Below are 20,412 nucleotides of genomic sequence, written 5' to 3' on the forward strand. Positions count from 1 at the left end.
CCCCCACTGCAGAGTGGGAGAGAACGAGGTTTTCCATGAACACACCCCAGGACACCGTCGCCACCCTGCAGGAGCAGACGCTCCAGCAGGTGCGGACCATGCAGATCACCGTGGTGGAGGCGGTCCGCCAGTGGACCCAGCAGGTCTCCTCCCTGAGCCCGGACGGCCCCCACTACGCCGGGCTGTTCGGCGTGACGGAGGACGCCCAGGAGGAGCGCCGCGCCGCTGTCGAGTCGTCGTTCGCCTTCGCCGAGCAGCTGCTCGAGGCGAACCGCGACTTCGCCCACAAGGCCGTCGAGCTCGCCGCTTCTGCCCCCCGGCCCGCGATGCCGTTCGCAGGCTTCCCCGGCCTGCCCGGCCTGTCACCCTTCGGGATGCCCAGGATCGACATGTCGGTCTTCGACCCGGCGAAGACGCCGGACCTGCCGGCCTTCCCCGACTCGACGGCCGTCGTCGAGTCGATGGTGAACGCCGCGAAGATCGCCGCCGAGACCACGGCCGCCATGGTGAAGACGATGGCGCGTGCCGGCACCGCGGCGACGACCGGGGCCGCTGCCCACGCCCCGGCCCCGGCCCAGGCCGCGGAGCAGGCCAGCGCGGAGGAGACCGCCCAGGTCAAGGCTGCCGCTGACAAGGCCGTTGCTGAGAAGGCCGCCGCTGAGAAGGCTGCCCAGGTCAAGGCTGCCCAGGTCAAGGCTGCCGCCGACAAGGCTGCCGCTGAGAAGGCTGCCCAGGTCAAGGCTGCCGCCGACAAGGCCGCCGCTGAGAAGGCTGCCGCTGAGAAGGCTGCCCAGGTCAAGGCCGCAGCCGACAAGGCCGCTGCTGAGAAGGCTGCCCAGGACAAGGCTGCCGCCGAGCAGGCGACCAAGGCCAAGGCCACCGCCGCCAGGGCTGCTGCTGCCAGGGCGGCCTCGGCCAAGACGGCCACCGCGCCGACGCAGGTCGAGGAGGTCGCCGCCAAGGCGGTCGAGCAGGCCGAGCAGGCGTCCGCCAAGGAGTCCAGCACCTCGGGCTCCGCCGGTTCGGCGTCCGCCCCGCGGACGAGCGCCGCCCGGGGCAAGCAGGCCTCCGTCAAGAAGGGTCCGGGCACCACGAGCCCGACGACCTCGAACTGATCGCCTGCTCTCCACCGGCACGAACCCCGAAGCCCCCGGTCAGCTCCTGCTGGCCGGGGGCTTCGGGGTTCGTGCGGCAGGGGTCAGGGGGCCGGGAGGTCCACGCCGCCCAGCCGGCCCTCGGCGTACTGCCGCCGCAGCTCCACCTTGTCGATCTTGCCGACGCCGGTCCGCACGATCGAGGGCACCGCGAGCACCCGGTCGGGCACCTGCCACCGCGCCATCGAGGCGCCGAGGTGGGAGTGCACGTCGGCCAGGGTGAGCCTGGCGCCGGGGCGCACCGTGACCAGGGCGAGGGGGCGCTCGCTCCACTTCTCGTCGGGCACCCCGATGCACGCCGCCTCGACGACCTCGGGCAGCTCGCTCAGCCGGTCCTCGATCTGGGTGGAGGAGATCCACTCGCCGCCGGACTTGATGAGGTCCTTGGACCTGTCGGTGATCTTCATGGCCCCCGCGGCGTCGACCGTGCCCACGTCGCCGGTGCGCAGCCATCCGTCGTCGAAGTGCTCCGCGCCCCGCCCGCCGTGGTAGCTGCCGGTGACCCAGGGCCCGCGCACCTCGAGCTCCCCGACCGAGCGCCCGTCGCGGGGCAGCACGGCGCCGTCCTCGCCGACCGCTCGCACCTCGACCCCCGGCACCGGCCGGCCGGTGCGGGTGCGCCAGTACCACTCGTCGCGGCCCCGTGCGTCCGCAGGGGGACGGGCGATGGCGGCCAGCGGCGAGGTCTCCGTCATCCCCCACGCCTGGTACATCTGCACCCCGAGGCCCACCCAGTCGCGCAGCAGCGACTCCGGCACCGCAGAGCCCGCGCACGAGATGACGCGCAGGGAGGTGAGGTCGGCTCCGGCCTCCCGGGCGTGGTCGTAGACCCCGCGCCACACGGTGGGCACGCCGCCGGAGACCGTCGGCCGCTCGGACTCGATGAGCCGCACCAGCGACGGCGGCGTGAGGTCGCGCCCGGGCAGCACCAGCCCGGCGCCGGCGAGCATCGCGGCGTAGGGGAACCCCCAGCCGTTCGCGTGGAACATCGGCACGATCTGGAGGACCGTGTCGGAGTCGCTGATCCCGAAGCCCCCGGCGAAGAGGTTGGCCGCGGCGTGGAGGTAGACCGAGCGGTGGCTGTAGACGACGCCCTTGGGCTGCGACGTCGTCCCGGAGGTGTAGCACATGGCGGCCGGCGCCCGCTCGTCGGCGACCTCCCCGACCACCGGCTCTCCCGAGGCGAGGAAGTCCTCGTACGACGTCGCCGCCACCGGCAGCGCCCCGAGGTCGACCGGCCCGACGTCGCCGCACACGACGATCAGCTCGACGGACGGGCACTCCGGCAGGACATCGACGATGACGTCCAGCATCGAGGCGTCGACGAGGAGCAGCCGGTCGGCCGCCTCACGGACGATGAAGGTGATCTGCTCGGGGAAGAGCCGCAGGTTGATCGTGTGCAGCACCGCCCCGGCGGCGGGAACGGCGAAGTAGGCCTCCAGGTGCGCCAGGGTGTTCCAGGCGAACGTGCCGACGCATTCCCCCGGGCGCACCCCCCAGGCCCGGAGCGCGCCGGTCAGCCGGTGGACCCGATCGGCCACCTCGGCGACCGTGACGTGCCGTGTCCGGCCGTCCTCCACCAGCGCGACACGCGCCTCCCCGTGCAGCGCCTCCGCGTGGCGCAGGATCATCGGCACCGTCAGCGGGAAGTCGTCCTGCATCGTCGAGGCGATCAAAGGGCCACCTTCGCGTCGACGGTGCCGGAGTCGACCCGGGCGGTGTGGGCGAGCATCGTCTCGACGAGCTCGTCGGTGGCGTCGGTCATGAGGATGTGGCCCGCGCCGTGGACGACGCGCACCTCGACGTGCGACAGGCGCTGGGTGAGGACCTGCACGTTCTCGACGGGCACGATGAGGTCGAGCGAGCCGTGCACGACGAGGACCGGCCGGCGCCACATCCACAGCCGGTTCGCGGCACCGTGGTACTTCCCGATCGCCGCCATCTGCCCGGCGTAACCACGCCGGCTCGTCGGCACCTGCATGCGCACCGCGATGTCCGCCTGGATCTCCTCGTGCGGCGTGGTCTCGGCGTAGCAGACCTTCGCCGCCTGCCACGCGGCCTTCTCCGCGGACAGGTTGCCCCAGTCCACGAACTGCTGGGCGACCTTCTGGCGCATCGGGACCGCGTCCTTGCCGCCCGGGGAGGTGCAGCCGAGGGTGAGCGAGCGGACGAGGTCGGGCCGGGTCAGCGCGAGCTCCTGGGCGATGAGACCGCCCATCGAGAAGCCCGCCACGTGCGCCGGGCCCATCCCGGCGGCCTCGATGGCGACCGCGGCGTCGCGTGCCATGTCGGCGATGATCCACGGCCGCTCGGGGACGTCGCTACGCCCTGTTCCCCGGTTGTCGAGGAGGATGACGGTGTGCTGGGCGGCCAGCGCCGGAAGGATCCGCCACGAGGCGTCGGAGGGGTAGCCGAGGCCCTGGATGAGCAGGAGGGGGCTGCCTTCCCCCTCGGTGTCGCACCAGATCTTGGCACCGGAACGCTGGAGATACGGCAAGGGTCACTCTCCTAGAGGATGGGCTCGGACGACTCGGCGGTCTCGCTCCGGGCACCGTCGACGGCAGCTGGTCACCATGGGAAGAAACCCTGACCGGACTTCTTGCCGAGCTTGCCCTCGGCCACCATCTGCTTCAGCAGCGCCGGCGGTTCGAAGCGCTCGCCGAGCGCTTCGTGCAGGTACTCGGCGATGCCGAGACGGACGTCGTGACCGACGAGATCGCCGAGCCGGCACGGGCCGATCGGGTAACGGTAGCCGAGAACCATGGCCTTGTCGATGTCCTCGGGGCTCGCGACGCCCTCCTCGACCATGCGGACCGCCTCGAGCCCGACGAGGACCCCGAGGCGGCTGGTCGCGAAGCCGGGGGAGTCGTTGACCTCGATCGGCTCCTTCTTCAGGGCGCCGCCGAGGGCGTGGGCCCTCCGCAGCGCCTCCTCGTCCGCGTGGGGTGTCCGGACGATCTCGAGGAGGGGCTGGGCGGGGACGGGGTTGAAGAAGTGCATGCCGACGAACCGATCGGGGTGCGCCAGGGATCCGGCGAGGGAGCCGAGGGAGAGCGAACTCGTGTTCGTCGCGAGGAGGGCCGTGTCCGGGATCTGCCGCTCGATCGAGCCCAGCACCTGCTTCTTGAGCTCGGGGTTCTCGGGGACCGCCTCGATGACGACCTCGCACGCCGCGAGATCCTCGTAGCGGGTCGAGGCCGTGAGCCGGGCGAGCGCGTCGTCGACGCCCACCTCGAGCTTGCCGCGCCGGGCGGAGTCGTCGAGGCTCTCGCGCACGAGCTCCAGGCCGCGGGCGAGCGAGGCGTCGTCGACCTCGACGAGCACGGTGTCGATGCCTGCTGCGAGGAGGACGTGGACGATGCCCGAACCCATCGTGCCGCCACCGACCACCCCCGCGGCGGCGGGGAGCGGCGCGGCGTCGGCCGCGTGCGCGTCAGCGTTCATGACTGATGGTGCTCCCGTCATCGCTCCTGGCCGTGGCTGCAGTCGCCGTTGCAACCGCAGCTGTAGCCGTAGCTGTAGCCGTAGTAAAGCACGACGATGTCGGTCCGCACGAGAGGGCTCGCCCACCCGGTCGATGTGCGCAGCGCACGTCCCGCCTCCGCGCGAGGACGGGGCTCATACGGCGCTGGTCTGCCCGGCGAGGGAGCGGTGCACCGCGGACGCCATGGCCTCCCCGCCGGCCCGGCTCAGCACGATCGTGTAGTGGTTGACCCGGGGCACCGGGTGCACCTCGATCTGCGGATACCGATCGCTCCAGTGCTGCACCAGCTCCGGCGGGTACAGCCCCGGCGACTCCCCGAGCAGGCCGCGGGCGGCCGTGAGCCACTGCGTGGGGTGCGCGAGCTCGTCGAAGGCGGCGCGCAGGTCCGCGCCGAAGAGGGTGTCGTCGGAGTCGGCGCGCATGGCCTCCGTCCGCGCCCTGGAGCGCAGCCGGGGCGCCTCGCCTCCGAGGTCGTAGACCGCGTAGTCGTGGACGACGGACGACCACTCGTTGCGGAACGCGGGGTGGGCGCGCCACAGCGCCACCGCCTCGTCCGCGGACCGGAAGGTCATCGCCAGGCGGCGCTCCAGCTGCCGGGTCGCGCCGGCCGAGACCGCCGCGGGGTCCTGGGGGACCTCCTGCGTCATCGGCAGGCCGCCGTCGACGAGGACGAGCGAGTGCACGCGGCTCGGATGCCGGTGCGCCGTGACAGCGGCCACGAAGCCGCCCATCGAGTGCCCCACGAGCACCGCCTGCTCGATGCCCAGGGCGTCGAGCAGGCGCACCATGTCGTCGGCGTGGGCGGCGAGACCGAACGGCGGGCCCACCGCGGCCGAGCCACCGCGTCCCCGGAGGTCGGGGCCGACCACGCGGGTGTCCTGCAACGAGTCCGCGAGGTACGACCAGCACCGGTGGTTGCCCGTGATGCCGTGGATCGCGAGGACGGTCGGCGCGGCGGGCCCGTCGAGGGCCGAGCGTGGCTGCCACACGCCCACGGCGAGCTCGCCTCCGGGTGCGGGAACGGTGGCGAGCCGATAGCGGCGGTGCGCCGGGAGGACGGGCTCGAACATGGGCGACTCATCTGGAGAGGGGGCGAGGGATGCTCACACTGTTGCACAGCCGGGCGGTGCGGCGGTACGCCGTGGCGCCAATGTGTCGCCCGCCGGAGGAGCCGGTCGGGACCCCCACGGCCGGCTGCGGCCGGACGGCGCGGAGCGCCCGCCCGGTCCGCCCGGAGGGGCGCGGGCCGGGGCGCGCCCGGAACACGGTATAACTGGCCTGGGACGCCGACGTCGAAACCAGGGCAGGGATGCAATGAACGCACGATTCAGTGGTCAGAACGTGGTCGTCACGGGTGCCGGGCAGGGGATCGGGGCGGCCACGGCGCGCAGGTTCGCCACGGAAGGGGCGTCGGTGGCCGTGGTGGACCTCGACCTGGACCGCGCGGAGCGGACCGCCGAGGAGCTCAACGCGGACCCCGGGGTGGTCTCTGCCGGAGGGTCCGTCCGCGCCTGGAGGTGCGACGTCACGGACCAGGCGGCTGTCGAGGACGTCTTCGCGGGGATCATCGAGGTCCACGGCGGGCTGGACGTGCTGGTCAACAACGCGGGCATCGCCCGCGACAACCTGCTCTTCAAGATGGAGCTGAGCGACTGGCAGGCCGTCCTGACCACCAACCTGACCAGCGCCTACCTCTGCGCCCGGGCCGCGCAGGCCCACATGGTGGCGAAGCGCCACGGGAAGATCGTCAACCTCAGCAGCCGCTCGGCCCTGGGCAACGTGGGCCAGGCCAACTACGCCGCCGCCAAGGCCGGGATCCAGGGGCTCACCGCCACGCTGGCGATGGAGCTGGGGCGGTTCAACATCAACGTCAACGCCGTCGCCCCCGGCTACATCGCCACGTCCATGACCGCGCAGACCGCGCAGCGGGTGGGCAGCACGCCCGAGGAGCACCAGCAGGCGGTGGCGGCCCGGACCCCCCTGGGGCGCGTGGGGCAGCCCGAGGAGGTGGCCTCGGTCATCGCCTTCCTCGCCAGCGACGACGCCTCGTACGTCTCGGGGCAGACCGTCTACATCAACGGCGGCGCCCGATGACGGGGCGCACGGACGCCCGGCGCGGACGGGCGCGGTCGGCTGCTCCTTCCGGCTGAGCGTGCCGCCTAACGGCGCCGGTGAAGGGTCCCGCCCGACATCCCGACCGATCGATCAGTACCATGGCTCCGGTACGCACGTTCCACCCGGGCGGCCGGGCACGGCGTTCCCGCCCCGGCGGGACGCCCCTGCCCCGCGCCGCCGAGCACACCGAGGAGTTCCATGACCGAGAGCGCACCCCACCAGCCATGGCGCATCGTGCTGGGGGAGCTGGACGAGAAGATGGGCGTCGAGGTCCTGGAGCAGTCCGCGGAGCGGGTGGTCGCCACCATGCCCGTGGAGGGCAACCGGCAGTCCCTGGGCCTGCTGCACGGGGGAGCGATGGTGGCCATCGGCGAGGCCGTGGGCTCCTGGGCGGCCGTCATCCACGCCTCCACGATGGGCAAGGTCGCCGTGGGCGTGGACGTCAACGCCACCCACCACCGGTCCTCGACCGCCGGCACCGTCACCGCCACGGCCACCGCGATCCAGCTCGGCCGCTCGCTGACCTGCCACGAGGTCGTCGTCGAGCACGAGGACGGCTACCGGCTGTGCACCGTGCGGATCACGAACTTCATCAAGGACCGGCCGGTCCGCTGAGCCGCCGGCGCAGCGCGGACAGCTCCCTGTCCGTGAGGCCTGCGGCGCGCAGGTAGGCCACGGCGTCGAACCCGGCGGCCAGCTCGAGCAGGGCCGCCCTGCGCCCGGCCAGCAGCCGGGCGAGCTCGTCCTCCCCGTGGTGGCGCTCGACCGGGTGCGGCACGGGGGAGACCCGGTGCCACTCGTTGATCCCCCGGGCCGCGGCCTCGTCCTGCGCGACGACCCGGGCCGCGTCCGCGCCGGCGAGCCGGAGCAGCAGCAGGGCCAGGACTCCGGTGCGGTCCCGTCCCGCGGAGCAGTGGACGACCACCCCGCCCTCGGCGGTCGCGACCGCCCGCACCGCCTCCGCCACGAGGTCCGGGAAGAGCCGCAGGTAGTCCCGGTAGCCCCGCGGGTGGTTGAGGTACGGGGTGCCCACCAGCGGGAACTCGGGGTGGGACGGGTCCTCCGTGGGCCGGTGCAGCACGGTGATCCCCGTGCGGGCCGAGGGCTCGTCGACGGGATCCGTGGGCCGGCGGCGCCGCTCGTCCGCGTTGCGCAGGTCCACGACCGTGCGCACGCCGGCCGCCGCGGCGGCCCGCCACCCCGCGGCCGTCAGCCGTTCGGAGCGGCCCATCCGGTAGACGTCCCCGGCCAGCCGCCGGGCATTGATCGCCCCGTCCCACGCCACAGGGTCCCCGGGTGTCGGTTCCATGGCTCTACGGTACGACGCCGGGGTGACGACGACGGGGCGGGCGGTGCCGGCGCGGGCTGCGCCGGTCAGCCGTCGTAGCTGAAGAAGCCCTTGCCGGTCTTGCGGCCCAGCTCCCCGCGGGCGACCATGTCCCGCATCAGCTGCGGGGGCGCGAAGCGCTCGCCCAGGGTGGACTCGAGGTACTCCGCGATGCCCAGGCGCACGTCCAGGCCCACGATGTCGGTCAGGGCCAGCGGGCCGACCGGGAACTTGTAGCCCAGCACCATGGCGTTGTCGATGTCCTCCGGGGACGCCACGCCCTCCTCGACCATGCGGATGGCCTCCAGCGCGATCGCCACGCCCAGGCGGGAGGAGGCGAAGCCGGGGGCGTCGTTGACGACCACCGGGGTCTTGCCCAGGCCCTCGACCCACTGCACGGAGAGCTTCTTCAGCTCCTCGCCGGTGTGCTTCGAGATGACGACCTCCACGAGCTTGGACGCCGGCACCGGGTTGAAGAAGTGCAGGCCGCAGAACCGCTCCGGGCGCTGCAGCTGCTCGGCGAGCCCGTCCACCGACAACGAGGAGGTGTTGGTGGCCAGCCACGCGGTCTCCCCCAGGTTGCGCTCGACCTCCTGCAGGGCGGAGACCTTCAGGTCCCAGACCTCCGGGACGGCCTCCACGACCAGGTCGCACCCGGCGAAGTCGGCGTATTCCAGGGACAGCGTCAGGTTCTGCGACCACTCGTCCAGGTTGCCGTCCACGGTCCCGCGCTCCAGGGACTTGGCCAGGTCCCGCTCGATCCGCTCCTGCGCGGCCTCGGCGGCCTGCCCGTCGCGCTCCACCACGGTCACCTTCGACCCGGCGAGCAGGAAGGCGTGGGCGATGCCCGCGCCCATGCGGCCTCCGCCCAGGACGCCGACGACGGCGGGGACGGTGCGTTCGTGCTTCTCGCTCATGCGTGCTGCTCCTGTGCTCGGTTGCTGCTGACCAGTTCTGCTGCCTGGTTCAGCTGCTCAGTTCTGCTTCTTGGTCTTCTTGCGGTCCAGGAACGCCTGCATGCGGTCGAACTTGGCCTGGGACTCGAAGAGCACGGCCTGGGCCAGCTCGTCGATGTGCGGGTGCGCGGCCGGCGGGGCCGCGAACACGCGCTTGGAGATCCGCACCGCCAGGGGGTCCTGCGCGGCGATCCGGTCCGCCAGCGCGTGCGCGGCGGCCACGAGCCCGGCGGGCTCGTGCAGCTCGGTCACCAGGTGCAGCGCCAGGGCCTCCTGGGCGTCCAGGATCCGGCCCGCCAGGAGGATGTCCAGGGCCACGGGCTCGCCCACGAGCTCCTTGAGCCGCCACAGCCCGCCGGCCGCGGCGATGATCCCCAGGTTGGTCTCGGGCTGGCCGATCTTCAGGTGCGCGGTGGCGATGCGGAAGTCGGCCGCGTAGGCCAGCTCCGCGCCGCCGCCCAGGGCGTAGCCGTCGATCGCGGCGATCACGGGCATGGGCAGCTTGTGGATGCGGTCGAAGATCTGGGAGTTGATCCCGGCCAGGGCGTCGTCGCGGCGGCGCTCGCGCAGCTGGGCGATGTCCGCCCCGGAGGCGAAGATCCCCTTCCCGTTCACCTCGGTGCCGGAGAGGATCAGCACCTTGGGGTGGCGCTCCAGGTGGGCGCACACCGCGTGCAGCTCCTCGACCATGGTCGCGTCGATCGCGTTGCGCACCGCGGGGCGGTCCAGGACCACGTGCAGCCGGTCCTCGCGCTCCTCCAGCCGCAGCGCCGTGAAGTCCTCGCCCAGGATCCCGCTCGGGCCCGTCATCAGATCTTCTCCACGAGCAGCGCGGTGCCCTGGCCCACGCCCACGCACATGGTGGCCAGGCCGCGGTCGGCGCCCTCGCGCTCCATGCGCCCCAGCAGGGTGACCACCAGGCGGGAGCCGGAGGAGCCGAGCGGGTGGCCGAGCGCGATCGCTCCGCCGTCGTTGTTCACGATGCCCTGGTCCAGGCCGAGGCGCCGGATGCAGGCGAGGGACTGGGTGGCGAACGCCTCGTTGAGCTCCACGGCGCCGAGGTCCTCGATGTTCCAGCCGGTGCGCTCGAGCACCTTCCGCGTGGCCGGGACCGGGCCGATGCCCATGATGTGGGGCGGGACGCCGGCGGAGGCGCCGTCGACGATCCGGGCGCGGGGGGTGAGCCCGTACTTCTCGACGGCCCGCTCGGAGGCGACCAGGATCGCCGAGGCGCCGTCGTTGAGGGAGGAGGAGTTGCCGGCGGTGACGACCGTGCCGTGGGCGACCACGGGTCGGAGCTTGGCGAGGGCCTCCATGGTGGTGCCCGGGCGGGGGCCCTCGTCGGTGTCCACGACCGTCTCGGCGCCCTTGCGGCCCTTGACGGTCACGGGGACGATCTCGGGGGAGAAGCGGCCGGCGTCGATCGCGGCGATCGCCTTCTCGTGGGAGGCCACGGCGAACGCGTCGGCGTCCTCGCGGGAGATGCCGTCGACGATCGCGACCTCCTCGGCGGTCTCGGGCATCGAGTAGGTCATCTTGTCGATGTGGTGGAACTTCGGGTTGACGAAGCGCCAGCCGATCGAGGTGTCGAAGACGTCCCCGGGCTTCGCGAAGGCCTTGGCGGGCTTCTCCATCACCCAGGGGGCGCGGGACATCGACTCCACGCCGCCGGCGACGACGAGGTCCGCCGCCCCGGCCTTGACCATGTGGGAGGCCATGGTGATGGCGCTCAGGCCGGAGGCGCAGAGCCGGTTGACGGTGATGCCGGGGACCGTGTCGCCGAAGCCGGCCAGCAGCCACGCCATGCGGGCCACGTTGCGGTTCTCCTCGCCGGCGCCGTTGGCGTTGCCGAGGATCACCTCGTCGACGTCGTGCGGGTCGATCCCCGCGTCGGTCACCGCGTGCCGGACCACCAGGGCGGCGAGGTCGTCGGGGCGCACGGTGGAGAGCGCGCCGCCGTAGCGGCCCACCGGGGTGCGCGCCCCGCCGACGAGGAAGGCCTGAGGGGTTGAGGACATGTGGGAACTCCTGTCGCGACGGGGAGTGGCCGGCATCCGGGCATCGTCGCCCAAAATTTACTGACCGATCGTTCATCAAACAATCCCACGTGCGCGCCCGTGCGGTCAACAGCGGCGGCGTCCGCAGTGCGGTGTGCGCTGCTTCACAAAACGGCTCCGGGGGTCTACCTTTGAAGTAGTACAACGTTTGACCATCCCGGGGGCGTGCCTCCCGGGCCGGCGATCACGGGGCCCGTCCGGGCCCAGGAGGAGAGACCATGAGCACTCAGAAGTCGTTCGCGTCCTCGGCGGACCTCGGCGAGAAGCAGAAGACCCTCGAGGTCCTGGCCGAGGGCGTCTACGCCCTCACGGCGGAGGGCGACCCGAACATCGGCGCGATCGAGGGGGAGGACTTCCTGGTCTGCTTCGAGGCCCTCGCCACGCCCGTGGTGGCGGCCGAGTGGCTGCAGGAGCTGCGCAAGCACACGGACAAGCCGATCCGCTACCTGGTCCTCTCGCACTACCACGCCGTCCGAGTGCTGGGTGCCTCCGCGTTCGGCGCCGAGTCGATCGTGGCCCACGAGAACACCTACGACCTGATCCTGGAGCGGGGCAAGGAGGACTGGGCGTCCGAGTTCGGCCGCATGCCGCGCCTGGCCAAGGGCGCCGACACCGTGCCCGGCCTGACCTGGCCCACGGTGACCTTCGAGGACAAGCTGACCATCGACCTCGGCGGGGACCGCGGGGACCTGGTGCTCCAGCACTTCGGCCGCGGCCACACCGAGGGCGACGTCGTCGCGTGGCTGCCGAAGCAGAAGATCCTCTTCGCCGGCGACCTCGTCGAGGCCGAGGCCGCGCTCTACACCGGCGACGCCTTCCACCGCGACTGGGCCAGCCACACCCTCGACGCCGTCAAGGCCCTCGGGGCCGAGCAGCTCGTGGGCGGGCGCGGGGCGGTCTCTCGCGGCCGGGAGGCCGTGGACGCGGCGATCGAGCAGACCCGCCGCTTTCTGACCGTCATGATCGAGGAGGTCGGGGCCGTCCAGCGCGACGGCGGCACCCTGAAGGACGCCTTCGAGGCCGTGCACACCGCCCTCTACGACGACTTCGGCCACTGGCCGATCTTCGAGCACTGCCTGCCCTTCGACGTCTCCCGGCTGTGGGACGAGCTGTCCGGCATCGAGCGGCCCGTCATCTGGACCGCCGAGCGCGACCGCGAGGTCTGGAACCAGCTGCAGAACGGCTGAGCGAGCAGCCCGAGAACGGAAGAGGTACGACAGATGCGACGATTCGACTCCGGCAAGGTGATGGTCCTGGGCAACGGCCCCGTGGGCCAGACCGCGGCCCTGCTCCTGGCGCGGTGGGGCATCCCCGTCACGATCCTGGACGCGCGCGCCGAGCGCGACCCCATCGGCTCGAAGGCGATCTGCCAGCAGCGCGACGTCCTGGAGATCTGGGAGTCCGTGGGCGTGGGCAAGCAGGTGGCGGAGGAGGGCGTGACCTGGGACATGGCGCGCACCTTCTACCAGGACAAGGAGCTGTTCGCCCAGCCCTTCCGGGACAAGGGCCAGTCCCCCTTCCCGCCCTTCGTGAACATCTCGCAGACCCGCACCGAGGAGCTGCTCGCCGCGAAGATCGCCGCCGAGCCGCTGATCGAGGAGGTCTGGGGGCACGAGATCGTCTCGATCGCCCAGGACGAGCGCTCGGTCACCGTGACCTGCCGGCTGCTCAGCGGCGAGACGGCCGAGATCGTGGCCGACTACGCGATCGCCGCCCTCGGGTCCAAGGCCCGGGAGCTGCGCCGCCAGCTCGGCGTGACCTTCGGCGGGCGCTCCTTCGAGGACAAGTTCCTCATCTGCGACATCCGCACGGACATGCCCGGGTGGGCCACCGAGCGCCGCTTCTACTTCGACCCCGAGTGGAACCCGGGCCGGCAGGTGCTCGTGCACCCGTGCCCGGACTCCACGTTCCGCATCGACTGGCAGGTGCCCGGCGACTACGACCTCGAGGCGGAGGAGGCCTCCGGGGCGCTGGACGCCCGGATCCGCCAGGTGATCGGGGACAAGGACTACGAGATCGTCTGGAAGTCGGTCTACCGCTTCCACGCCCGCCTGGCCTCCCGCATGCGGGTGGGCCGGGTCCTGCTCGCCGGGGACTGCGCGCACATCGTCTCCCCCTTCGGGGCCCGCGGGCTGAACTCCGGGGTGGGCGACGCCGAGAACGCCGCCTGGAAGCTGACCTCGGTGCTGCGCGGCAACGCCGACGAGGCGCTGCTGGAGTCCTACGACGTCGAGCGCCGGGCCGCGGCGATCGAGAACCTCGAGGTCACCGAGGCCACCATGGACTTCCTCGTGCCGCAGAACGAGGAGCAGCTGGCCGAGCGGCTGGCGAAGCTGGAGCGGGCGATCGGCGACCCGGCCGCGTCCACCTACGTGGACTCGGGCCGTCTGGCCGAGCCGTTCTGGTACGTCGACTCGCCGCTGACCACGCCCGACCCGGACCGCCCGTTCACCGGGCGCCCGCCCAAGGGCGAGGTCCCCGACCCCGTGCCCGGCGTGCTCATGCCGGACGTGCCCGTCACGGTGCCCGGGATCAGGGCCGACCGGATCCGCGAGCTCGCCCGCTACGGGATCCTGCTGCTCACCGGCCCGGAGGTCGACACGGAGTCCGTGCGCCGGACCGCCCTCGACGCCATCACGTCCCCGCTGCGGATCCACCGGCTCGAGGACATCGACGCCACGGGCCTGCTGGGCCAGGCCCTGAGGCCCGGCCCGTGCGACGTGTGGATCGTCCGCCCGGACTCGCACATCTCGGCCGTGGTCGACGGCGCCGACCCCCGCGCCCTGCGCGAGGCCCTGCGCAACACCATCGCGGCCCCCGGCTCCGAGGCGGCCCGTGTGCTGGCCGCCCGGGAGGTCCCGCCGGGACCGCCGCTGCCGCCGCGTGAGCCGGCCGGGCCCGCGGGGCGGAAGGAGCCCGTCACCGCCTGACACGGCCGGTCTCCCGTGACATCCTGGCGTCCAGATCGCAGTCGATCCGGCGCGTCCGCCGGGGCAGCCGGAGGTGCGCATGTCGTTCCAGGAGACCATGGAACTCGTCGGGGAGGCCGTCGACGCGGCAGGGGTCGTCGCCATCGTCGTCGGGGCGGTGGTGGCGACCCTCCTCGCAGCGCGAGCCCTCCTGCGCCCCCGCCACGGGCGGCCCGACGTCTACGGGGAGTACCGCCGCCGGCTGGGGCGGTCGATCCTGCTGGGCCTCGAGCTGCTCGTGGCCGCCGACATCATCCGCACCGTGGCCCTCACCCCCACCTTCGAGTCGGTGGGGGTGCTCGCGCTCATCGTCCTCATCCGCACGTTCCTCAGCTGGTCCCTCGAGCTGGAGATCACCGGCCGGTGGCCGTGGCAGAAGGAGCCGGGGGAGAGCGCCCCCCCTGCCCGAGCGCGCCGTGTGAGGAGCCCGCGAGCCCGGGTCCGCCCCGGCCGGCACGACGACGCAGGGGCGGTCGCGGAGCCGTGCGGGTGAGGACCGCGGAACCGGGTGTGCCGCTACCTGCTGCGCCGGGCCGTCCTGACGCCGAACGCCACCGTGCCGGCGACGATCAGGACGCCGAGGAACTGGAGGCCCGGCGAGTCGTCGGCCTCCCCGTACACGACGGCGGCGACGCCGACCGCGATGCCGAGGGCCACGGCCAGGGCGAGGAAGTACTTCACGAGGTGTCCTTTCGGTGCTCGCCCCGATGGCCGATCCGGCCGGCGAGCGGGCCGGGGTGGTCGAGGTCCGCTGTGCGGGGCACGCGGTGAGGCGTGGGGGAGGGTCAGTCCTCGACCCACTCGAGCAGGTCCCCGGGCTGGCACTGCAGCACCCGGCACATCGCCTCCAGGGTGGAGAACCGCACGGCCTTGGCGCGGCCGTTCTTCAGCACGGCCACGTTCGCAGGAGTGAGCCCGACGCGTTCGGCGAACTCGCCCACGCTCATCTTGCGCTTGGCCAGCTCGACGTCCAGGCGCACGACGATGGGCATCAGATCACCGCTTCCATGTCGGTCCGCAGCGTGGTGGCCTGCCGCAGCAGAGCGCGCATCACCACCATGAGCAGGCCGAGCACCGTGACACCCGTCAGCATCAGGAACAGCAGCAGCGGCAGCCCGGGGTCGTCCGCGCGGAAGCCGACCCAGAGGAAGACGCCCAGCAGCACCGCCCACGCGGCGCCGATCGCCCACACGATCGCGTCCACCCAGGTCAGGGACGCCTCGCTGAAGATCCGGTCGTTCTTGACCAGGGTGAGCAGCTTCCAGGTGCACACGACCACCACCTGGACGCACAGCACCCAGAACACGGCCACGGCTGTCAGCGGCCACCGCAGGTGCGCCTGCTCCGGGGACTCCTGGGCCATGTGGGCGAACTGTCCGGGCAGCGACATGACCTGGAGCACCACCAGGATCCCGAACAGCAGCACGAGGAAGACTCTGAGGGCGGCAACCGCCCGCCGTTCTGTGACCATGCATCGAGCATCGGCTATTATCTATCGAATGTCAATCGACAAGGATGGACTGTCGTTGGTAAGGACGTAGTCGGAGGCCGTCGGGGTCGAGGCTCAGCCGGCGACGCCGGTGCCCGGCACCGCCGCGGCGCGGCCGCAGCCGTGCGGGACGGAGGCCGGGGAGGAGCGCTCAGATGTTGGAGCCGTCCGGGGGCAGGTCGGCCGGCGGGCGCGAGGACCCGCCCTGCTCGGACCCGTGGGGGCAGTCCATGCCCAGGGTGTAGGCGGTCATCGACAAGGACCCGTAGGAGTAGCCGTCGACGAGCACGCCGGTGTCCGTGGAGCCGGCGGCCCCGGCGAGCCCGGCCAGGTACAGGGAGGGGATGAAGTGGTCGGGGGTGGGCACGGCCAGGCCCCAGTCGCGGTGGGCGTCGAGGGCTGCCAGCTCCGTGGGGTCGGTGAGCATCCGCTCCTTGGCGTCCTCGTTGAAGCGTCGCGCCCAGTCGTAGCCCTCGTCGGTGAGCTTCCAGTCCATCCCGCCCAGGTTGTGCACGATGTTGCCGCTGGTGATGATCAGCACGCCCTGGTCCCGCAGCGGCGCGAGGCGGGCGCCGAGGTCCAGGTGGTAGTCCAGGGGCTTGTCGGCGTTGATGCTCATCTGCAGCACCGGGATCGAGGCGTCCGGGAAGGCGTGGGTGAGCACGGACCAGGTGCCGTGGTCGATGCCCCAGCTGTCGACGTCGGCCCCGACCCAGGTCGGGTGCACGGTGTCGCTGATCTCCTCGACGAGCCCTGGCAGCCCGGGGGCGGGGTACTGCACGTCGAACAGCTCCTGGGGGAAGCCGTAGAAGTCGTGGATGGTGCGCGGGGCCGGCATGGCGGTGACCGCGGTGGCGTTGATGTACCAGTGGGCGCTGACCACCAGGATCGCCCGCGGCCGGGGCACCGAGGTCCCGAACGCCCGCCAGGCGCTGGTGTACCGGTTGACCTCCAGGGCGTTCATCGGGTTGCCGTGCCCGAAGAACGCCGCGGGCATCGTGGTGGTCGGGACGGGGGTCTCCGAGCTCATTGCAGCTCCTCGGCACCGGCCCTCGGGGAGCCCGGTCGTAGTGGGTCGTTGGGCTCATCCTGCCCCGGCGGTGAGCGCTTGCCAAGGAGCTGGCCCGGCCCCCTCGGGGGCCGGGCCAGCTCGGGACCTACTTGGCGGCGACCAGGGCGCCCGCGATGGCGGCGAGGAAGGCGTCCTTGGACAGCGCGGTGCCGGCCTCGGAGGGGCGGATGCCGTCGGCCTGGGTCATCGCCTCGTTGCGGAAGTACATCGAGAGCAGCCCGGCGGAGAACGCGCCCAGGGCCAGCCCGGCCACGCGGTTGGGCACGAACGGGGTGAGGAGCGCGGTGCCGATGCCCAGCTCGGAGGCGGCGATGAACTTCCCGAAGGTGTCGGGGCTCATCTTCTGGAGCTGCGGGATGCCGGTGGCGGCGAACTGCTGCAGGCCCGCGGCGGCCTCGGTGGGGAGGTTGCGCTTGCCGTAGCCGGCCTGGAGGAGGTAGGCGCCGGTGACGCCGCGCAGGATGGCGGTGGAGACAGACATGGGGTGGTCCTTCCGGGTCGAGCATATTGGTGACGTATCAACAAAGATAGCACGGGTTCCCCCGTACGGCCAGGCGGTATGAGGCGGCCCACACGGGATCAGGGCCATGGGGTGACAGGACGTCCCCGCTTCCGGCGGACCCGCTGGCGGAGGAGCCGGACGGGTTCCCTGGCCCGCGGACCCGGAGGGTGCCTGGCCTGGGACCGGGCGCGCCGTCGGGGCCGCAATGACGATCGGCGGTCCCCGTCGCGCCCGGCATCACCGACCGGCATCCCATCCCAGGAGGTACGTCATGACCTGCACCGTCGGAGTGTCCATCGGTTCGCTGTCCAAGGACTCCATCAACCGCAAGCTCGCCCACGCCGTCGAACGGCTCGCCCCCGACACCCTTCAGCTGCGGGAGATCGGAATCGGGGACCTGCCGCTGTACAACCACGACTTCGACGCGGACTTCCCCGAGGCCGGCCGGGCCTTCAAGAAGGCGGTGGAGGAGGTGGACGCGCTGATGTTCGTCACCCCGGAGTACAACCGCTCCATCCCCGGGGCGCTGAAGAACGCCATCGACTGGGGGTCGCGGCCCTGGGGGTCGAACTCGTTCGCGCACAAGCCCTCGGCGGTGATCGGGACCTCACCGGGCAAGATCGGCACCGCCGTGGGCCAGCAGCACCTGCGCTCGATCCTGAGCTTCGTCAACTCCCCGGAGCTGGCCCAGCCCGAGGCCTACATCCAGTTCACCGAAGGACTCATCGCCGCCGACGGCGAGGTCCGCGACGAGTCCACCCGCGACTTCCTGCTGCGGTGGCTGGAGACCTTCGAGGTCTTCATCGGCAAGGTCGTCAGGGCCAACCGTCCCGCCGTTCCGTAGTCCGTCACCGACCACGAGCGCGGACCGGGCCGCGGGCGCCCGGTCCGCGCTCCGCGACCCCCGGCCGGTGACGCACAGGAGCAGGGCCCGGCCGGTGTGCTCGGAGCACCAGCCGGACCCTGCCCCCTGCCGGTCCCGTCATGCGGCACCGGGTGACGGGCTCACTCCTCGTTCTCGTCGTCCTCCTCGTCGTCGTGGGTGAAGGCGATCAGGGCGCCGGGGTCCTCGAGCTCGGTGGTGGCGTCGCCGTCGGTGCCGCGGGCCAGCCCCGCGGAGTCGGTGACAACCCAGACGGTCTCCCCGTCGTCGCTGATCGCGGTGTCGCGGTAGCGGTTGACCGAGCGCCACAGCGGCTGGGACTCGCCCAGGGTCTCGCCATCCTCGCCGACCTCCACCCGGTAGACCGTGCCGTCCTTCAGGGTGGGCATCAGCAGCGAGTTCTCCCATCCGGGGATCGCGTCGTGGCCGTAGTGCTCGAGGGACGAGGGCGCGATGGTGGGGTAGCAGATGAACCAGAACCCCGAGGGCGCGCAGGCGTCACCCTGGAAGTCGTGGTTGGACGGGACGGTGTAGTAGGTCCGCAGCGGGGCCGTGAAGTTCGTCGGCCGGAAGTCGTGCTCGGCGTACTGGGGCACCGTCTCGGGGATCACGAACGCGTCGTAGGGCACCGTGGTCCCGCACCCCTCGACGGCCGACCAGTCGCCGAAGACGTAGCCGCTGTCGTCCTTGAACCCGGCCACATAGGGCCAGCCGTAGTTGCCGCCGGGCTCCAGGAGGTTGATCTCGTCGTCGCTCTTGGGCCCCTGCTCGGAGGAGTACAGCCGGCCCCCCTCGCCGAAGGTCAGCCCCTGGGCATTGCGGTGGCCGTAGGTCAGCACGTGGCTGCGGACCCCGTCCAGGCGCGGGTTGTCCCCGGGGACCGACCCGTCGAGGTTCAGCCGCAGGGTCTTGCCCTGGTAGGCGTCCCAGTCCTCCTCCTCGACCTCCTCGGCGGTGGGCAGGCGCTGGGCCTCGTTGGCCCGGCAGGCGTTGAGGTCCTGGTTGTTCCCGCGGTCCCCGATCGTGTAATACAGCTTGTCGTCCGGGCCCAGGACCAGGCGCCCGGAGTTGTGGTCGTCGGAAGCCAGCAGCCCCTCGAGCAGGGTCACCGGCTCCACCAGCGTGTTCGTCTCGTCGTCGAAGGTGTACCGGACCAGGCGCTGGCGCCGGTCCGGGGCCGCCGCGGTGCCCTCCCCGCCGTCGTAGGTGTAGGACAGGTACACCCAGGGGTGGCGTCCGCCCTTCAGCACGTCGGGGTGGAAGGCCATGCCCAGCAGCCCGTCCTGCTCGCCCTCGGTGGCCAGCACCTCGTCGATGGTCAGGATCGTGGTCTTCGCCCCGGTGCCGGGGTCCACCTGGGTGACGCGCCCTGCGGTGCGCTCGGTCACCCACAGCAGCTCGTCCGGTCCGGTCAGGACCTCGAAGGGGTTGGCCAGCCCGGTGGTGAGCACCGTGCGGGTGAAGTCCTCGGAGACGGCCGGGGCTTCTGTGTCGCCGGCGCCTCCGTTCTCGGGTGGATGAGCCGTGGCGGCGGTGGCAGGAGCGGCCCCGGCGAGCAGGGCGAGGGTGGCCAGGGCGGCCGGGAGCGATCGACGACGTGTCATGGTGAGGCCTTCGGAAAAGGGAGTCCCGGCGTGTGCCGGGACCCGGCAGATACCGTCAGGGCCGGATCCTCATGCCCGGCGGGGCATGGCCGAACCCCGCTGCGCTCCGCGCGAGGGAGCTCGTGACCCCGGTGTCACCCCCGCAGGACGGGCCGGGGTGCAGGCTGTGCGAATGCCGTGAAGACGCTCCGACTCTAACGCCGCACCACCGAGGGCACCACTGTTTTTGCAGGTGGGAACAGGGTGAGGGTCTCAGGAGTGCCCGTGCCCGAGGGCGCCTCGGCAACGGCACGACGCGCTCCACCCGTGGGGCGGCCTTCGACCCCTCAGTCGTGCGAGGCGCTCAGGTGCTGGAGGTGGGCGGTCTTGAGCCGTCGGTAGTACGGCATCAGATCCGTCGGGGAGTAGGTGGCGGTCGCGGTCACCGGGGTGCCGGGACGGCCGTGGTCGGCCAGCACCTGCTCCAGGTCGCGCTCGTGCTGGGCGAGGATCACCTGGTTGAAGTATCCGTGGTGGAGCAGGGCGGCGATCCCGGCTGCGTAGGCCCAGGTGGGGGAGCCCTCCTCCAGGGGAGCGCGGGGGTCGTCCCAGTCGGAGGGCCCGCCGGTGGAGGCGAGTTCGGCGGCCAGCATGTTCTCCAGCACGTCCTGGCGGAAGGACAGGGAGAGCTCGGCGACCTCGTCGACGATCTCGAACCGGTCCACCTGCATCCCGGTCGGAGGGCGGGCCTCGATGAGACGCCGGACGTCGGTCAGCATGTCGGGGGTGTTCATCCTGGTGTCGCTTCCTGGGGGGGGGGG

Annotated in this window: 21 protein-coding genes and 1 pseudogene; 7 read left to right on the top strand and 15 right to left on the bottom strand. The window is 72.2% G+C overall.

From position 1 onward, the window contains the following. The first annotated feature begins 35 nt into the window (after positions 1-35). Positions 36-1,115: a hypothetical protein gene (locus IEW07_RS04360; protein WP_188534645.1), complete on the top strand. Its 1,080-nt coding sequence runs from the start codon at positions 36-38 to the stop codon at positions 1,113-1,115. A gap of 83 nt (positions 1,116-1,198) precedes the next feature. Here IEW07_RS04360 and IEW07_RS04365 read toward each other — a convergent pair whose 3' ends face one another. From IEW07_RS04365 to IEW07_RS04380, 4 genes are all read right to left on the bottom strand, one after another. After that, positions 1,199-2,830, bottom strand: coding sequence for a long-chain fatty acid--CoA ligase (locus tag IEW07_RS04365; protein ID WP_229741561.1), 1,632 nt, complete (start codon positions 2,828-2,830; stop codon positions 1,199-1,201). Beyond that, positions 2,827-3,651, bottom strand: a complete 825-nt coding sequence (locus IEW07_RS04370) for an alpha/beta fold hydrolase (protein ID WP_188534648.1) — start codon at positions 3,649-3,651, stop codon at positions 2,827-2,829. Before IEW07_RS04370 ends, IEW07_RS04365 begins: the two co-directional genes overlap by 4 nt. A gap of 71 nt (positions 3,652-3,722) precedes the next feature. Continuing rightward, positions 3,723-4,598, bottom strand: coding sequence for a 3-hydroxyacyl-CoA dehydrogenase family protein (locus IEW07_RS04375; RefSeq protein WP_188534650.1), 876 nt, complete (start codon positions 4,596-4,598; stop codon positions 3,723-3,725). A gap of 174 nt (positions 4,599-4,772) precedes the next feature. After that, positions 4,773-5,708 (bottom strand): alpha/beta fold hydrolase, encoded by a 936-nt coding sequence (locus IEW07_RS04380; RefSeq protein WP_188534652.1) that lies wholly within the window; start codon positions 5,706-5,708, stop codon positions 4,773-4,775. A gap of 244 nt (positions 5,709-5,952) precedes the next feature. On the opposite strand from IEW07_RS04380, the gene fabG reads away from it, so the two are divergent. After that, positions 5,953-6,732 (top strand): 3-oxoacyl-ACP reductase FabG, encoded by a 780-nt coding sequence (gene fabG / locus IEW07_RS04385; RefSeq protein ID WP_188534654.1) that lies wholly within the window; start codon positions 5,953-5,955, stop codon positions 6,730-6,732. 219 nt (positions 6,733-6,951) lie between these two features. Then, positions 6,952-7,368 (top strand): hotdog fold thioesterase, encoded by a 417-nt coding sequence (locus IEW07_RS04390; protein WP_188534656.1) that lies wholly within the window; start codon positions 6,952-6,954, stop codon positions 7,366-7,368. Here IEW07_RS04390 and IEW07_RS04395 read toward each other — a convergent pair. The 4 genes from IEW07_RS04395 to IEW07_RS04410 form a co-directional block, all read right to left on the bottom strand. Next, entirely contained in the window at positions 7,346-8,062 is a 717-nt protein-coding gene (locus IEW07_RS04395; RefSeq protein WP_229741562.1) for a tyrosine-protein phosphatase, read from the bottom strand. The two genes, IEW07_RS04390 and IEW07_RS04395, sit on opposite strands and share 23 nt — an antisense overlap. A gap of 65 nt (positions 8,063-8,127) precedes the next feature. After that, complete coding sequence (locus IEW07_RS04400; protein ID WP_188534657.1) at positions 8,128-8,997, bottom strand: 3-hydroxyacyl-CoA dehydrogenase family protein; 870 nt, start codon at positions 8,995-8,997, stop codon at positions 8,128-8,130. 57 nt (positions 8,998-9,054) lie between these two features. Continuing rightward, on the bottom strand, positions 9,055-9,846 hold the full coding sequence (locus IEW07_RS04405; protein WP_188534659.1) for an enoyl-CoA hydratase/isomerase family protein: 792 nt from the start codon (positions 9,844-9,846) through the stop codon (positions 9,055-9,057). Then, the gene (locus tag IEW07_RS04410) at positions 9,846-11,054 is read right to left on the bottom strand and encodes a thiolase family protein (protein ID WP_188534662.1); all 1,209 of its coding nucleotides are present in this window, start codon (positions 11,052-11,054) and stop codon (positions 9,846-9,848) included. Before IEW07_RS04410 ends, IEW07_RS04405 begins: the two co-directional genes overlap by 1 nt. 257 nt (positions 11,055-11,311) lie before the next feature. On the opposite strand from IEW07_RS04410, the gene IEW07_RS04415 reads away from it, so the two are divergent. The 3 genes and pseudogenes from IEW07_RS04415 to IEW07_RS04425 form a co-directional block, all read left to right on the top strand. After that, positions 11,312-12,280 carry an MBL fold metallo-hydrolase gene (locus IEW07_RS04415; protein WP_188534664.1) on the top strand — a complete coding sequence of 323 codons (969 nt, stop codon included), beginning with the start codon at positions 11,312-11,314 and terminating at the stop codon, positions 12,278-12,280. Between the two features lie 33 nt (positions 12,281-12,313). Further along, positions 12,314-14,023 (top strand): FAD-dependent monooxygenase, encoded by a 1,710-nt coding sequence (locus tag IEW07_RS04420; RefSeq protein ID WP_188534666.1) that lies wholly within the window; start codon positions 12,314-12,316, stop codon positions 14,021-14,023. Positions 14,024-14,102: 79 nt separating this feature from the next. Continuing rightward, positions 14,103-14,474: pseudogene (locus IEW07_RS04425) on the top strand (DUF1622 domain-containing protein); the annotation flags it as partial. 104 nt (positions 14,475-14,578) lie between these two features. On the opposite strand, the gene IEW07_RS04430 reads toward IEW07_RS04425, so the two are convergent. The 5 genes from IEW07_RS04430 to IEW07_RS04450 form a co-directional block, all read right to left on the bottom strand. Then, positions 14,579-14,743 (bottom strand): hypothetical protein, encoded by a 165-nt coding sequence (locus IEW07_RS04430; RefSeq protein WP_188534670.1) that lies wholly within the window; start codon positions 14,741-14,743, stop codon positions 14,579-14,581. 104 nt (positions 14,744-14,847) lie between these two features. Beyond that, a complete protein-coding gene (locus IEW07_RS04435) occupies positions 14,848-15,054 on the bottom strand; it encodes a helix-turn-helix domain-containing protein (protein WP_188534672.1) in 207 nt (68 codons plus the stop codon). Continuing rightward, entirely contained in the window at positions 15,054-15,533 is a 480-nt protein-coding gene (locus IEW07_RS04440) for a DUF2975 domain-containing protein (protein ID WP_188534674.1), read from the bottom strand. Before IEW07_RS04440 ends, IEW07_RS04435 begins: the two co-directional genes overlap by 1 nt. Before the next feature lie 169 nt (positions 15,534-15,702). Continuing rightward, complete coding sequence (gene ygiD / locus IEW07_RS04445; RefSeq protein WP_229741563.1) at positions 15,703-16,581, bottom strand: 4,5-DOPA-extradiol-dioxygenase; 879 nt, start codon at positions 16,579-16,581, stop codon at positions 15,703-15,705. Between the two features lie 127 nt (positions 16,582-16,708). Then, on the bottom strand, positions 16,709-17,104 hold the full coding sequence (locus tag IEW07_RS04450; protein ID WP_188534676.1) for a hypothetical protein: 396 nt from the start codon (positions 17,102-17,104) through the stop codon (positions 16,709-16,711). Positions 17,105-17,396: 292 nt separating this feature from the next. Here IEW07_RS04450 and IEW07_RS04455 point away from each other — a divergent pair, with 292 nt between their 5' ends. After that, on the top strand, positions 17,397-17,969 hold the full coding sequence (locus tag IEW07_RS04455; RefSeq protein WP_229741564.1) for an NADPH-dependent FMN reductase: 573 nt from the start codon (positions 17,397-17,399) through the stop codon (positions 17,967-17,969). Positions 17,970-18,130: 161 nt separating this feature from the next. Here IEW07_RS04455 and IEW07_RS04460 read toward each other — a convergent pair whose 3' ends face one another. Further along, positions 18,131-19,612, bottom strand: a complete 1,482-nt coding sequence (locus IEW07_RS04460) for a glucose/sorbosone family PQQ-dependent dehydrogenase (protein WP_188534680.1) — start codon at positions 19,610-19,612, stop codon at positions 18,131-18,133. A gap of 326 nt (positions 19,613-19,938) precedes the next feature. After that, positions 19,939-20,385, bottom strand: coding sequence for a hypothetical protein (locus tag IEW07_RS04465; RefSeq protein ID WP_188534681.1), 447 nt, complete (start codon positions 20,383-20,385; stop codon positions 19,939-19,941). Positions 20,386-20,412 lie beyond the last annotated feature (27 nt).

The organism is Kocuria dechangensis, from assembly GCF_014636775.1.
In the GTDB taxonomy this organism is placed as follows: Bacteria; Actinomycetota; Actinomycetes; order Actinomycetales; family Micrococcaceae; genus Kocuria; species Kocuria dechangensis.